This is a genomic window from Streptomyces lydicus, from assembly GCF_000717345.1.
Taxonomy (GTDB): domain Bacteria; phylum Actinomycetota; class Actinomycetes; order Streptomycetales; family Streptomycetaceae; genus Streptomyces; species Streptomyces lydicus.
The window spans coordinates 273,751-285,855 of sequence record NZ_JNZA01000012.1; the positions used below are offsets into that span (position 1 = coordinate 273,751).

General features: G+C 70.8%; 11 protein-coding genes and 1 pseudogene. 7 read left to right on the plus strand and 5 right to left on the minus strand.

Annotated elements, in window-relative coordinates:
- The first annotated feature begins 116 nt into the window (after positions 1 to 116).
- Positions 117 to 632 (plus strand): GNAT family N-acetyltransferase, encoded by a 516-nt coding sequence (locus tag OO62_RS13760; RefSeq protein ID WP_033267616.1) that lies wholly within the window; start codon positions 117 to 119, stop codon positions 630 to 632.
- 184 nt (positions 633 to 816) lie between these two features.
- Positions 817 to 1,596, plus strand: a complete 780-nt coding sequence (locus OO62_RS13765) for an alpha/beta fold hydrolase (protein WP_033267617.1) — start codon at positions 817 to 819, stop codon at positions 1,594 to 1,596.
- Positions 1,597 to 1,753: 157 nt separating this feature from the next.
- On the opposite strand, the gene OO62_RS13770 is transcribed toward OO62_RS13765, so the two are convergent.
- Positions 1,754 to 2,614, minus strand: a complete 861-nt coding sequence (locus OO62_RS13770) for a DMT family transporter (RefSeq protein ID WP_248782291.1) — start codon at positions 2,612 to 2,614, stop codon at positions 1,754 to 1,756.
- A 258-nt stretch (positions 2,615 to 2,872) separates the two neighbouring features.
- Between OO62_RS13770 and OO62_RS13775 the strand changes: the two are divergent.
- Positions 2,873 to 3,109: pseudogene (locus OO62_RS13775) on the plus strand (aldo/keto reductase); the annotation flags it as partial.
- 53 nt (positions 3,110 to 3,162) lie between these two features.
- Here OO62_RS13775 and OO62_RS13780 read toward each other — a convergent pair.
- Both OO62_RS13780 and OO62_RS13785 read right to left on the minus strand, forming a co-directional pair.
- Positions 3,163 to 3,456 (minus strand): hypothetical protein, encoded by a 294-nt coding sequence (locus tag OO62_RS13780; protein WP_033267620.1) that lies wholly within the window; start codon positions 3,454 to 3,456, stop codon positions 3,163 to 3,165.
- Between the two features lie 420 nt (positions 3,457 to 3,876).
- Positions 3,877 to 4,608 carry a class I SAM-dependent methyltransferase gene (locus tag OO62_RS13785; RefSeq protein WP_033267740.1) on the minus strand — a complete coding sequence of 244 codons (732 nt, stop codon included), beginning with the start codon at positions 4,606 to 4,608 and terminating at the stop codon, positions 3,877 to 3,879.
- Positions 4,609 to 4,827: 219 nt separating this feature from the next.
- On the opposite strand from OO62_RS13785, the gene OO62_RS13790 reads away from it, so the two are divergent.
- Both OO62_RS13790 and OO62_RS13795 read left to right on the plus strand, forming a co-directional pair.
- Positions 4,828 to 5,502, plus strand: coding sequence for a VC0807 family protein (locus OO62_RS13790; RefSeq protein WP_248782283.1), 675 nt, complete (start codon positions 4,828 to 4,830; stop codon positions 5,500 to 5,502).
- An 84-nt stretch (positions 5,503 to 5,586) separates the two neighbouring features.
- Complete coding sequence (locus tag OO62_RS13795) at positions 5,587 to 6,243, plus strand: maleylpyruvate isomerase N-terminal domain-containing protein (RefSeq protein ID WP_033267621.1); 657 nt, start codon at positions 5,587 to 5,589, stop codon at positions 6,241 to 6,243.
- Positions 6,244 to 6,460: 217 nt separating this feature from the next.
- Here the strand turns inward: OO62_RS13795 and helR are convergent, their stop codons facing one another.
- Positions 6,461 to 8,608, minus strand: a complete 2,148-nt coding sequence (helR, locus tag OO62_RS13800) for an RNA polymerase recycling motor ATPase HelR (protein ID WP_033267622.1) — start codon at positions 8,606 to 8,608, stop codon at positions 6,461 to 6,463.
- Positions 8,609 to 9,294: 686 nt separating this feature from the next.
- Here helR and OO62_RS13805 point away from each other — a divergent pair.
- On the plus strand, positions 9,295 to 9,537 hold the full coding sequence (locus OO62_RS13805; protein ID WP_033267623.1) for a hypothetical protein: 243 nt from the start codon (positions 9,295 to 9,297) through the stop codon (positions 9,535 to 9,537).
- Positions 9,538 to 9,665: 128 nt separating this feature from the next.
- On the opposite strand, the gene OO62_RS13810 is transcribed toward OO62_RS13805, so the two are convergent.
- Positions 9,666 to 10,793, minus strand: coding sequence for an NADH:flavin oxidoreductase (locus OO62_RS13810; RefSeq protein WP_033267624.1), 1,128 nt, complete (start codon positions 10,791 to 10,793; stop codon positions 9,666 to 9,668).
- Between the two features lie 437 nt (positions 10,794 to 11,230).
- Here OO62_RS13810 and OO62_RS13815 point away from each other — a divergent pair, with 437 nt between their 5' ends.
- Positions 11,231 to 12,004: a maleylpyruvate isomerase family mycothiol-dependent enzyme gene (locus OO62_RS13815; protein WP_033267625.1), complete on the plus strand. Its 774-nt coding sequence runs from the start codon at positions 11,231 to 11,233 to the stop codon at positions 12,002 to 12,004.
- The last annotated feature ends 101 nt before the right edge of the window (positions 12,005 to 12,105 follow it).

Genomic DNA, 12,105 nt, shown 5'->3' on the forward strand with positions numbered 1-12,105 from the left:
GCCCTGGCGTTCCGGGTGACGGTCTAACTCCCCCCGCCTCGCCGGGAGCGCAACGACCGCTCGCGAGGCGACGCCCGTACGCGTACGCACCTCACAGAAAACGGATCCGTCCCGTCATGCCCTCATGCAACGACTGGTTCACCCGCGCCGAGACCCGCGCCGACATCCCCGCCGTCCGCGACATCCACCTCGCCGCATTCGAGACGCCGCTGGAGGCCGACCTCGTCGACGCCCTGCGCGCCGACCCCGCCTGGATCGACGGCCTGTCGATCGTCGTCACCGACACTCACGACAGGCCCCTCGGCCACGCCCTCCTGACCCGCTGTCACCTCGACGACACCCCGGCCCTGTGCCTGGCGCCCGTCGCCGTACGGCCGGAGTACCAGGGCAGCGGCGCCGGCTCGGCCGCCATCCGGGCCGTGCTCGCCGCGGCCGAGGAGAGGGGCGAGCACTACGTCGTCGTCCTCGGGCATCCGGCGTACTACCCGCGCTTCGGCTTCACCCGCGGCTCGACCCACGGCATCGGCGTGACCATCGACGTCCCGGACGAAGCCCTGATGGCGCTGACCCTGGACGAGACCCACCCGCTGCCGCCGGGCACCGTCCACTACGCGGCACCCTTCGGAATCTGACCGTCCCACCTGGTGCGGGAGCACCGACAAGCCCCCGCACCACACCCGCGAGGGCGGCGTCACGGATACGTATGCGGACCACCGACCACCGACGGGGGAGGGGCAGGCGACAGGGCACCAGGACGGGACGAGACAGGACGGAAGACGGAACAGGGACGACGACAACGGGATCGGGGAGCAGGCAGTGCGAAGTGCCGTAGTGACACGTGCAGATGACCGGATGCGATGGGTGGAGCTGCCGGGGCAGGAGCCGGCCCGCGTCTACGTGCACGGCCTGGGAGCCACCTCGCCCGCGTACTTCGCGGAGGTCGCCGTGCACCCGCTGCTGACGGGCCGTCGTTCGCTGCTGATCGACCTCCTCGGGCACGGCCACAGCGACCGGCCGACGGACTTCGACTACACCCTGGAGTCGCATGCGGACGCCCTCGCGACGGCCCTGACCGCCGCGGGTGTTGCCGACGCCGAACTGGTCGCGCACAGCATGGGCGGCTCGGTGGCCCTCGTGCTGGCCGCCCGCCACCCCCATCTGGTCTCGCGTCTCGTCCTGGTCGATGCCAACCTCGATCCGATCGAGCCCCGCCGCGGAGCCGGCGGCAGCAGCGGCATCGCAGCCTGGCCGGAGCAGGAGTTCCTGGCGGGCGGCTGGCAGGACGTACGAGACCGGGTCGGCCCCCACTGGTGGTCCACGATGCGGCTGGCCGGCCGTACGGCGCTGCACCGCAGTGCGGTTCACCTCGTCCGCGGCACCACGCCCACCCTGCGCGAACTCCTGCTGCGCCTGCCCATTCCCCGCACCTATCTGCTGCCCGAGGCCGACGGCCCGCTCCCCGGTGCCGAGGCCCTCGCCGCCGCGGGCGTGAACGTGGTGCCGATACCCGATTGCGGCCACAACATCATGCTGGACAACCCTGACGCGTTCGCCCGCGCCACCTCGGCCGCACTCACGGGAGCGGGGGAGCGGTAACCGGAGACGCGGGGGCGATGTCGACCCCGTATGTGCACCGTGACGAGGGACGCCGGCACCTTCGGGCCTCCGCCGACCACGAGCGCCCCCACCACTCGCTCCGCCCACACGCCCACCTACTCACACACCCGCTCGTTCGACGGTCCGTCCGCCCTGGTCAGGGACCCGCCGACGCTTGGCTTTCCACCTCGGCTCGCGGCAGGAGGAACACCCCCCATGTGACGAGTACGGCACCCACGCCGGCGGGCACGAGCCACCACCCGGTGCGCACCTGGTCCCCGTAGAGCAGAATGCCCAGGGCCAGACTGACGAGCGCCTCGCCCAGCGTGAGCGACGGCTGTGAGGCCACCAATGGGCCGGACTCCATCGCATTGGCCAGCAGAAACAGCGACCAGGCGCCCGCGGCCACGCAGGCGTAGGTGTGCCAGTCGGCCAGGAACGCGCCCACGCCCCGCTGGGCGAGCGTGCCCGCCGCGGTCTTCATCAGCGCCGCGGTCAACGCGTAACCGATCGCCGAAGCGGTACCGAACAGTGCCGCGCGCGCCATTCCCCGCCCACGCGTCAGAGCGGAGAGAACACAGGCCGCCATCGCCCCGCCGGTCGCGGCCAGGGCGAGGGCCCAGTCGGTGAGGGTCACTTGGTTGTGGCCCTCGGTGGGCGCGGCCGCAGCCAGGCCGACCCCGAGGCCGCAGGCGATCAGGGCGGTCGCGACCCAGCCGACGGTGGGAAGCCGGCGCCGGGACAGCGCGGAAGCGATCAGCAGGGTGAAAGGAAGCTCCGTGACCAGGATCGGCTGCACCAGCGCCAGGGAGCCCAGGACCAGGGCCAGCGCCTGGCACACCGCGGCCACCACGATCACAGCGATCCCGCCGAGCCACGCGGGACTGCGCAGCAGGTGCCGTACGAGTCGTGGACTGAAGGCATCACCTGCCGGTACCCGCCGGGCAGCGATCCGCTGCAGTACGGTCCCGGTGGCGTTCCCGATGGCCGTCAGCAGACCGAACAGCGCCGCGAGCACGGGTGCCAACGGACGTTCCTCCCGTCCACATTGCAGGGGCGAGGCGGTACCGAGGCTCGGGGACCACCTCGCGAGACGCCGCGTCCGCCATTGCGACGGTCCGCACGCGCCCGGCCGCACGCCCGCCGCCCAGGCCACCGCCCATCGTGACGGCTGGCCGCGCCACCACCGCCCGCGCCACGCCCGGAGGGCAGGCGCGAATCAGCACCACGCGGGCCCGCCGACGTGCACGGTTCAGGGCCGAAATCGGCTGCGCCGGACGAGCCCGCTGTGATCGCCGCCGCCCACGACTTGGCGGCCACTCCCGCACAGGTCGGCCTGGCCTGGCTGCTCCACCATGCCCCGAACCTGCTGCTCATCCCTGGCACGGCCGACCCGGACCACCTGACGGCGAACGCCTACGCCGGAGCGATCACGCTCGATGAGACGACGATCTCCGCACTCGACGCCGTCCCGCCTCGCTCAGGAGACATCACGTTCAACACCTCTGGCTGAAATGCGCCGCCGCCAGGGCCGCGACCGGCCCCCGGCGCGGGCCGTCAGACCCATCAGACCCGGCTGATCCGGGCGGCGAGGAAGTGCCCGATGAGCACGTAGATCACCGCGGGCAGCCCGTAATTCAGCACGGTCCGCACCCATGCGGGGTTCATGGTGAAGAGATCGTGCGACCAGCCGGCCAGCCAACCCGCGGCGGCGCGCACCCAGCTGACCAGGTCGTTGGCGCGGTTCGCGTCGAGGAGGGAGAACAGGATCCAGAGGCCGAGGATTACCGCGGTGAGATCCGCGATGACGACGATGACCTTCGCTGCTTCGCTTCTGCCGTTACGAACGTTTCTGGACATGACAAGCGTGTTACCGCTCCCCACCGCCCGAAACGCCACCCGGCACCCACCACCCGACGCCCCGGCCCTGCCACCATGAGCGAATGACCGACCCACCGCCGCGAGCCTCCGGCGTCAGCCTCCTCGAAGTTCAGCGACTCCGGCTCGTGGAAGCGGCGGCCCCGCCGGTGCCGTCCGAAGAGCGGCTGGCCATGGACCGGGCTTGGGGCGAGGCAGTTCAAGCCAACCCGAGCCTCTTCGACGGGCCAGTGGTGGCGTGCGCAGGACTGGCCCGGGAAGGACCACACGGTTTGGTCGTCACGTGGGTGAGGACGACCTACCGCCGCTACGCCTTGCGCCGGGTCCCCGGAGCCACGTCGTTCATCCACCGCTACTTCGGTCCTTGGGGGCAGGGCGCCGTGCCGGGCAGATCGACGCGAACTACCGACGACCGGCAATCGTGATGATCTCCCGGCTCCTACCGGTGACGGGACCCCGCGTCCAATCGCCGTACCGGGCCTCGACCTCGAAGCCCGCCTCGGTGAGGAAGCCGTCGAGCGTTGCCTCGTCGAGGAAGCGCAAGCTCGTGCGGTCAACCCGCAGCGGAGTCCCGTCCGGATCCGCCGTCGTCCCTTGGAAAGTGACCACATCGCCGTGAATGCCCACAACCTCATGCCAGATGCGCAGGGGGCGACCGCGGGCGTCGGTGACCTCCGTGACGTTCGAGGGGTTCCAATCCTCCCAGGCCCTCGCCTGCGGGTGGCGTGTCTCGAAAGCGAACCGTCCACCTGGACGCACTGCCGCACGGATCGCCCGAAGTGAGGCGCGCAATTCGGCGTCGGTGACGAGGCACTGAAAGGCATGACTGGTCATCGTCGCCACGTCGAATTCAGCGTTCCACTGTGCGGTCGCCGCGGTCCCCTCGACCCACTCGACATCAGCCCGGCGCCGCGCTCGGCGGAGAGCGGCACGATCCGGGTCCAGGCCCACAAGCCGGCCGAGATGCCCCCGCTCGCGTGCCCGATGCAGCATCGCGCCGGTTCCGCAGCCGATGTCCAGCACCGCATCCGACGCCATCACCACCTGCTCGTAGAACCCATCGCCGGGCCAGACCGCTGGGTCCCACGGGTTCAGCACGTCATAGAGCGCCGCGGCGTCGTCGTCCGAGAACATCACGCCAGTATCCGCGCGCCGTCTGCACGTTGGCCATCTCAGTCAGCCCTGTGCCGCCCCCGGCTCGTGACGCCCGTGCCGCTCTCCACCCGGTGGTGCAGGCGGGGTGGAGAGTGGTGTGACGGGACCGGCCCGGAGGCCGATGCGGGTCCACCCGCCCGGCTCCTAGCGTCGAAGCAGGTCGCCGCAGCGTCCGGCTGCCGGACCGCTGGAGGCTTCGTGGATACCGCCGATACCGTGGACGCGCACGGCCCACAGCGGTGGCGTGCGCTGCTCGTACCGCTGACTGTCAACATCCTGCTGCCGCTCGTCCTGTACTACGTGCTGCGGGCCCAGGGCATGGTCCCGTGGCGGGCGTTGCTGCTGAGCAGTGCCCTACCGGCGGCCCACGCGCTGGGCACCGCGGTGGTACGCCGTCGCGTCGACCTTTTCGACCTTCTGGTGGTCGTCCTGCTCGCGGCGTCGCCGGTCACGTCACTGGTGAGCGGTAGCCCCCGGGTGCTGCTGCTGAAGGACGCGGGCATCCCCGCGGTCCTGGGGCTGTGGATTCTGAGCTCGTTGTGTGCGTCCCGGCCGTTCCCTTTCCACTTCGGGCAACGGCTGCGCGGGCCGGCCCAGCAGGAGGAGGCCGAGCGTGCCTGGCGTGACCGCCCGGACTTCCGGTCCGCACTGAGGGGACTGACAGTGCTGTGGGGCGGTGCGCAATTGCTCGATGCCGTGCTCAGCACCGTCGAGGTGCTGGTCCTCCCCGTCGACGTGGTGCCGGTCCTCGGCAGGTTCCAGTCCCTTGTGATCCTGGGCGCGGTGGCAGTTCTCACCGTGCGCCGCAGCCGTGCGTTCAGCAACGGCACCGGTCTCCCGCTGTTCGGGCTGCGGCCCCTTTCCCGAGCCTGATCGCCGAAACACGTGCCGGAGTGCCGGCTTCGAGGGCGGGCGAAAACAGTCGCGACGGGCACCGGGCGCTGCTAGCTTGCGGCCGTGGATCTCTTTGCACGTTCGTGGGCGGCGTTGCGCACCGCGGTTGCCGAACTGCCGGACGAGGACTTCGCGCGGCCGTCCGGCTGCACCGGCTGGCTCGTGCGGGACCTGGCGTGCCACCTGATCATCGACGCTCAGGACGTCCTGATCACGCTCGTCACCCCTGCCGAAACGGAACCGACCCGGGACGCGGTGACCTACTGGGAGATCGCCGCCACGCCGCCCACCGGCGAGGACCCGCTCGACGCGCTGACCGTCCGCCTGGCCGCCGCGTACGAGGAGCCGTGGCTGCTCAAGTTCCACCTCGACGACATCGGCTCCGCCGCCGGCCGCGCCGCCCAACTCGCCGACCCCGCAACCCGCGTACGCACCCGCGACGAGGTGCTCACGACGGGCGACTACCTTTCCGCGTACGTCCTGGAATGGACGCTGCACCACCTCGACCTGATCGCGCACCTCCCGGACGCGGCGGAACCGCCCGCCGAGGGGCTCGCCCGGTCACGCGAGCTGCTGGAGAAGATCGCCGGTGCGGCGTTTCCCCCGTCGTTCTCCGACAAGGACGCGCTGCTGATCGGCACCGGACGGCGTGCCCCGGCCGCAGCGGAGAAGGCCGAACTGGGTGAGCTGGCCGAGAAACTCCCGCTCGTCCTCGGCTGATCGGTCCGGTCCGTCGGTCAACGCCGGTCGGGCACGTGCAGGTGCACGCACAGGTGCCTGGACTCGGAGGCACGCGCCTGCTTGGCACGCAACCACCTGCTCTCCGTACGCCCCGCCCACTGCGACGTCGCCCTCGGGACGCCGCAGTGGGCTCGGCACTTCGCCTTGGCGCGTCGGTAGACGCCCCATCGCGTTGTCGTGGCCGATGTGGCCGACGTCAGGAGGTGGTGAGGATGACCAGTTGCCGGGTCGCCCGGGTCATCGCGACATAGCGGTCGACCGCGCCCTCGATACCCTCGCCGAACCCCTCCGGGTCGATGAGGACGACCAGGTCGAATTCGAGCCCCTTCGACAGCTCGGGGGTCAGCGACCGCACGCGGGACGTCGCCCGGAACGTGGGATCGCCGATCACGCAGGCGGTCCCGTCGGCATGCGCAACGAGCCAGGTGTCGAGGAGCGAGTCCAGATCCGCAACAGCTCCGTGGACGACGGGGACGCCGCTGCTGCGGATGGAGGTCGGCACATTGGCGTCCGGGAGCACGGCCCGGATGACCGGCTCGGCCTCCGTCATGACCTCTTCCGGCGTCCGGTAGTTGATGCTCAAGGACGCCACGTTGATCCGGTCGAGCCCGATCCGCTCCAGCCGTTCCTGCCACGACTCCGTGAACCCGTGCCTGGCCTGAGCGCGGTCCCCGACAATGGTGAAGCTCCGCGACGGGCAGCGGCGCAGCAGCATGTGCCACTCCGCGTCGGTCAGTTCTTGAGCCTCGTCCACGACGATGTGCGCGAACGGGCCGGCGAGCCGGTCCGGGTCGGCGCCGGGCAGCGCGGTCTCGTCGATCAGGCTGTCCTGCAGGTCCTGTCCGCGCAGCATCGTCACCGCGCCTTCGCCGTCGTCGTCGGCCGCGAGCACGTTGTCGATGACGTCGGCCATGCGGGCGCGTTCGGCGGCGACAGCGGCGTCGTGCCGGCGCTTTCGCCGTACCGCCTCCGGGTCGCCGAGCCGCTGCCGTGCCGCATCCAGGAGCGGCAGGTCGGACACCGTCCAGACCTGGGGGCCCTTGCGCCGCAGCTTCCGGACCTCATCGGGGCTGAGCCAGGGAGCGCACATCCGTAGGTAGGCGGGTACCTCCCACAGGTCCCCGACGAGGTCGGCCGCTTCGAGCAGCGGCCACGCGCGGTTGAGCGTGGTGACCAGCTCCTCGTCGTACCGCAGCGACTTCCGGAACTGGTCGGGCGGGACGTCACCGTCGAGCTTGTCCAAAAGGATCGTGACCAGCTCCTCCCAGATCTGGTCGCGCGCTTCGTTGTGCGGCGTACCTGGTCCCGCCGCGTCGAACGCTTCGGCCCAGTCGTCGGCGCTCAGCCAGATGTCCGCCCAGTCCGTCGTGACCGTCATGCCTTCGGCAGGCGGCTCCTCGTAGAACCTGACGGCCGACTCGATCGCCTGCACCATGTTCGCGGACGACTTCAGCAGGGCCACGGCCGGATCCGCCTCGATCGCTGCACCGGCTCCCTCGGTGACGAGGTCCTGCACGGTGCAGGTCTGCACCCCCTCCTCTCCGAGGCTGGGCAGGACGTCGGCGACGTAGGCCAGGTAGGGCTGGTGCGGACCGACGAACAGTACGCCGCCCCGGCGGTGACCGAGGCGAGGGTCGGAGTAGAGGAGGTACGCGGAGCGGTGCAGCGCGACGACGGTCTTGCCCGTACCCGGACCGCCGTCGACGACGAGAGCGCCGCGGGACCCCGCGCGGATAACGGCGTCCTGGTCGGCCTGGATGGTGCCGAGCACGTCCCGCATCCGGGGCGACCGGCTGGTGCCCAGGCTGGCGATGAAGGCGGACTGGTCGTCGAGCGCGGCGTGCCCGACGAACCCGTCAGAGGTGAACACCTCGTCCCAGTAGTCGCTGATCCGGCCGCGGGACCAGCGGTACCTGCGGCGGCTTGTCAGACCCATGGGGTTGGCGTGGGTGGCTCCGAAGAACGGCTCGGCAGCGGGGGAGCGCCAGTCGAGCAGCAGCCGGCGCCCGGTGCTGTCCGTGAGGCCAAGTCGTCCGACGTAGACGGGCTCGGGGTGCTCCGCGCTGACCATGTGTCCGAGGCACAGGTCCAGTCCGAAGCGGCGCAGCGCACGCAGGCGAGCGGCCAGCCGGCGTATCTCCACGTCGCGGTCCATCGCCTGCCGGCCCACGCCGCCGGGCGCCTTGCGTTCGGCATCGAGACGGTCGGACACCTCGGCGATCGTCTGCTCGAGGCTCTCCGCGATGGCGGCGAAGTGCTGTTCGTCGCCGGCGATGAGCGCCGGGTCGGCCTTGAGGGAGAGGTGGTGGGAGAGGTCGAACGCGCTGGTGGTCAGGGGATTCATGAATTCAGCTCCGATCCGAGGTCGCCGCCGCGACGGACGACGGTGCGCACACCCGCATCTCGGTGCCGAGCGCCCGCACCGGCAGTGCGTCTTCCACCACCGGCTCGGCGGCACCGCACGACCCATAAACCGACAACAGCACACGCACTTCGTGAATCTCCCGTTTCTGCAGGTTCTGGTCTGGGTCCGCGATTGTGCCCCAGGGCCGGGGCCTTGCCGCAAGCCCCCCAGTGCGCTATAAGTTGAGAGTGGCAAGGAGTGGGTAGTCCTCCTTGCCTTTCTCGTCTTCTCAGGACGGACAAGCTCCCTTCAGGACGGACAAGCCCTCTCAGCGCATCGGCGACGCGCCACGTATAGCGGTCACGTCGGCTGCCCGAGTGGCAGGCGTTGAGGGGACCCAGGTGTCCAGCGTCAGCTCCCACCTGCTGAAAAGCGTGTGAGCGAGGGTGAGTTGGTTGCCCGTGGGCCGGCGGGTGGCTGGCTGGGTCCTGGGCCGCTGTGCGTGCATCTGCTGCCCGTGGCGGCGGCGCCGAGCTTCGGCTGTTCCCTCATACGTCGTTCATGCGGCGATGAGCATGGCGCTCCTGATCACGGGTAGCGGGCCAGCACACCCGAAGCGACAACCGACGTACCCGCAACCGACACACCCCATCACCGGCCACACGTAACGAGGAGCGGTTTCACAGATGTCCCGTCGTGACACGACCAGCGACGACTCCACCCCGGTTCCCCACGACCTCCCCAACCAGCAGGCCGATGCCGCCAGCCCGGTTCCTGACCCGTGGAGCCCCCAGCTGTCGGAGCACGAGGACGACGGCCCCGACGAGACCGTCCCCGACACCGATCAGGCGGGCACGGGCCGGACCGGCCGCCCCAAAGCCTCCGGAGTGCGCAGCGACCAGCCGGTGCCGCACGAACCGGTCGACTGACCGGCGCCACCGACGGCACTCCGGCCGACCGGAAAGCGCAGATCCACTTTCCCGGACACGCCCCGGCCGCCCCGCACGCACTGCGCGCGGGGCGGCCGGGGCGTGTCAGCGGGACCGGCGGGCAGAACTCAGCTCAGGGTCTTCAGCGCCGCCGCGTCGTACGGCTGGAGCTCCTCGATCCGGTTGCCGAGGACCTTCGCCGCCCACTCGGGGTCCTGCAGCAGCGCGCGCCCGACGGCGACCAGGTCGAACTCGTCGCGCTCCAGGCGGTCGAGCAGGTTGTCGAGGCTGCCGACCGCAGCGCCCTCGCCCGCGAAGGCGCGGAGGAAGTCGCCGTCGAGGCCGACCGAGCCGACGCTGATGACCGGCTTACCGGTGAGCTTCTTGGTCCAGCCCGCCAGGTTCAGGTCCGAGCCCTCGAACTCCGGGACCCAGTAGCGGCGGGTGGAGGCGTGGAAGGCGTCGACGCCGGCCGCGGCGAGCGGGGACAGGATCGCCTCCAGCTCCTCCGGGGTCTCGGCGAGCCGCGCCTCGTACGCCTCCTGCTTCCACTGCGAGTAGCGGAAGATCACCGGGAAGTCGGGCGAAACGGTCGCGCGGACCGCGGCGACGATCTCGGCCGCGAACTTCGCACGGGCCACGGCGTCGCCGCCGTAGGCGTCGGTCCGGCGGTTCGTGGTCGCCCACAGGAACTGGTCGAGCAGGTAGCCGTGGGCGCCGTGCAGCTCGACCCCGTCGAAACCGATGCGCTCGGCGGCCGCGGCGGCGTCGGCGAAGGCGCCGATGACGTCGTCCAGGTCGCGCTGGGTCATTGCCTTGCCGGCGCCCTCGGTGCCGTCCACGCGTATGCCGGAGGGGCCGACGGCGGGGGCGTCGGCGAAGGGCGGTTCGCCCTGCTTGCGGACCATGCCGATGTGCCACAGCTGCGGGACGATCGTGCCGCCGGCCGCGTGCACGGCCTCGGCGACCTTCGCCCAGCCCGCCAGCTGCTCCTCCCCGTGGAACCGCGGCACACGGTCACTCTGGCCGGCCGATTCATGGCCGACGTAGGTCCCCTCGGTGACGATCAGGCCCACGCCCGCGGCGGCGCGACGGGCGTAATACGACTGGACGTCCTCACCGGGGACGCCACCGGGGGAGAACATGCGCGTCATCGGCGCCATCGCGATGCGGTTCGGGACGGTCAGGCCGTTCAGGGTGACGGGCCGGGACAGGATTTCGGCCGCGCGGGAGGCGGAAGACGCGGTGACGGTCACGGGGGTGCTCCTCGGAGGTACCAGTCGGTATGTGTACGTACATCGAATGCGTCAGGTGCCAACCCTCCCCGCGGTCACGGCATTCCGTCCGCTCTGCGAGCCGCTCTGTGACCCCGGACACACGCCCGGAGTCAGGGACCAGGTGCGGCCGGTGCGCAGGCAGCCGGGCGTAGGGCGCCGCTGAGGGTGCTGCCTCGCGGCGTACCGGACCGGGCGAGAATATTTGACTACCTGAACCATTCAGGTCTACCTTCGCCGCATTACTTAAGCACGTCAATGATGTAAGTCATTAATCAAGCGGGAATTGATCTTCGTGGGGGGCGGGGCTGACCACCTCTCTCCCGATCACCGCCGGTGCGCCAAGTCGGCCGACAGTCGAGGTCGTGTGCGCCGAGGTCTGCCCGCCCACTGGCCAACTCGCCCGAAGGAACGACACCATGACCACCCGGCAACCCGTCGACCACCATGCAGCCGTGGCGGCCGAGACCAGGAAGTTCACCGCTGTTCTCGACGGGGTCGACCTGGCGACACCCGTGCCGACCTGCCCCGGCTGGACGCTGGCCGAGCTGGTCAAGCACGCCGGAAGCGTGCAGCGCTGGTTCTCGGTGCTGCTGCACACCCGGATCCAAAGTCCCCCGCGGACCCGCGAGGTGGAACTTCAGCTTCCGGCGAGCACGGACGCGTACCCCCGCTGGCTGGAGGAGAGCGCTGCCGTGGCCGCCGAGGCGTTCGCGGCCACCGACCCGAACCTGCCGATGTGGGCCTGGGGCGCCGACCAGCACGCCCGCTTCTGGGCGCGCCGGATGCTCTTCGAGACCTTGGTGCACCGGGTCGACGCCGAGCTGGCCCTCGGGCTCCCGCCCGTGATCGACCGCGCGCTCGCGGTCGACGGAATCGACGAGTTCCTCGTCAACCTGCCCTCCGCCGCCTTCTTTGCGCCCAAGGTGGCCCACCTGCGCGGGACCGGCGAGACCATCCGCTTCCGCACCACCGACGGGGACGCCGACTGGCTCGTCACCCTGCGCCCTGACGGCTTCGGGCTCGACCCGGCCGGCCCCGCAGCGGGCGCCACCGCGGACGCGACCGTCCAGGCCACCGCGGCCGACCTGCTCTTGCTCCTCTACGGCCGTCGGCACCACATCGCCGAGGCCGTCGAGCTCGACGGGGACCAGGACCTGCTCTCGCGTTGGTTCGCCAACTCCGCCTTCTAGGGCGCGTCTGGTGGGTCACGCGGTGACCCGCCAGGGCTATCGGTGACCCACCAGGGTTCGCGGTGGCGTGGCGGGTGACCTGGGGATGGCTGGTGGGTTTT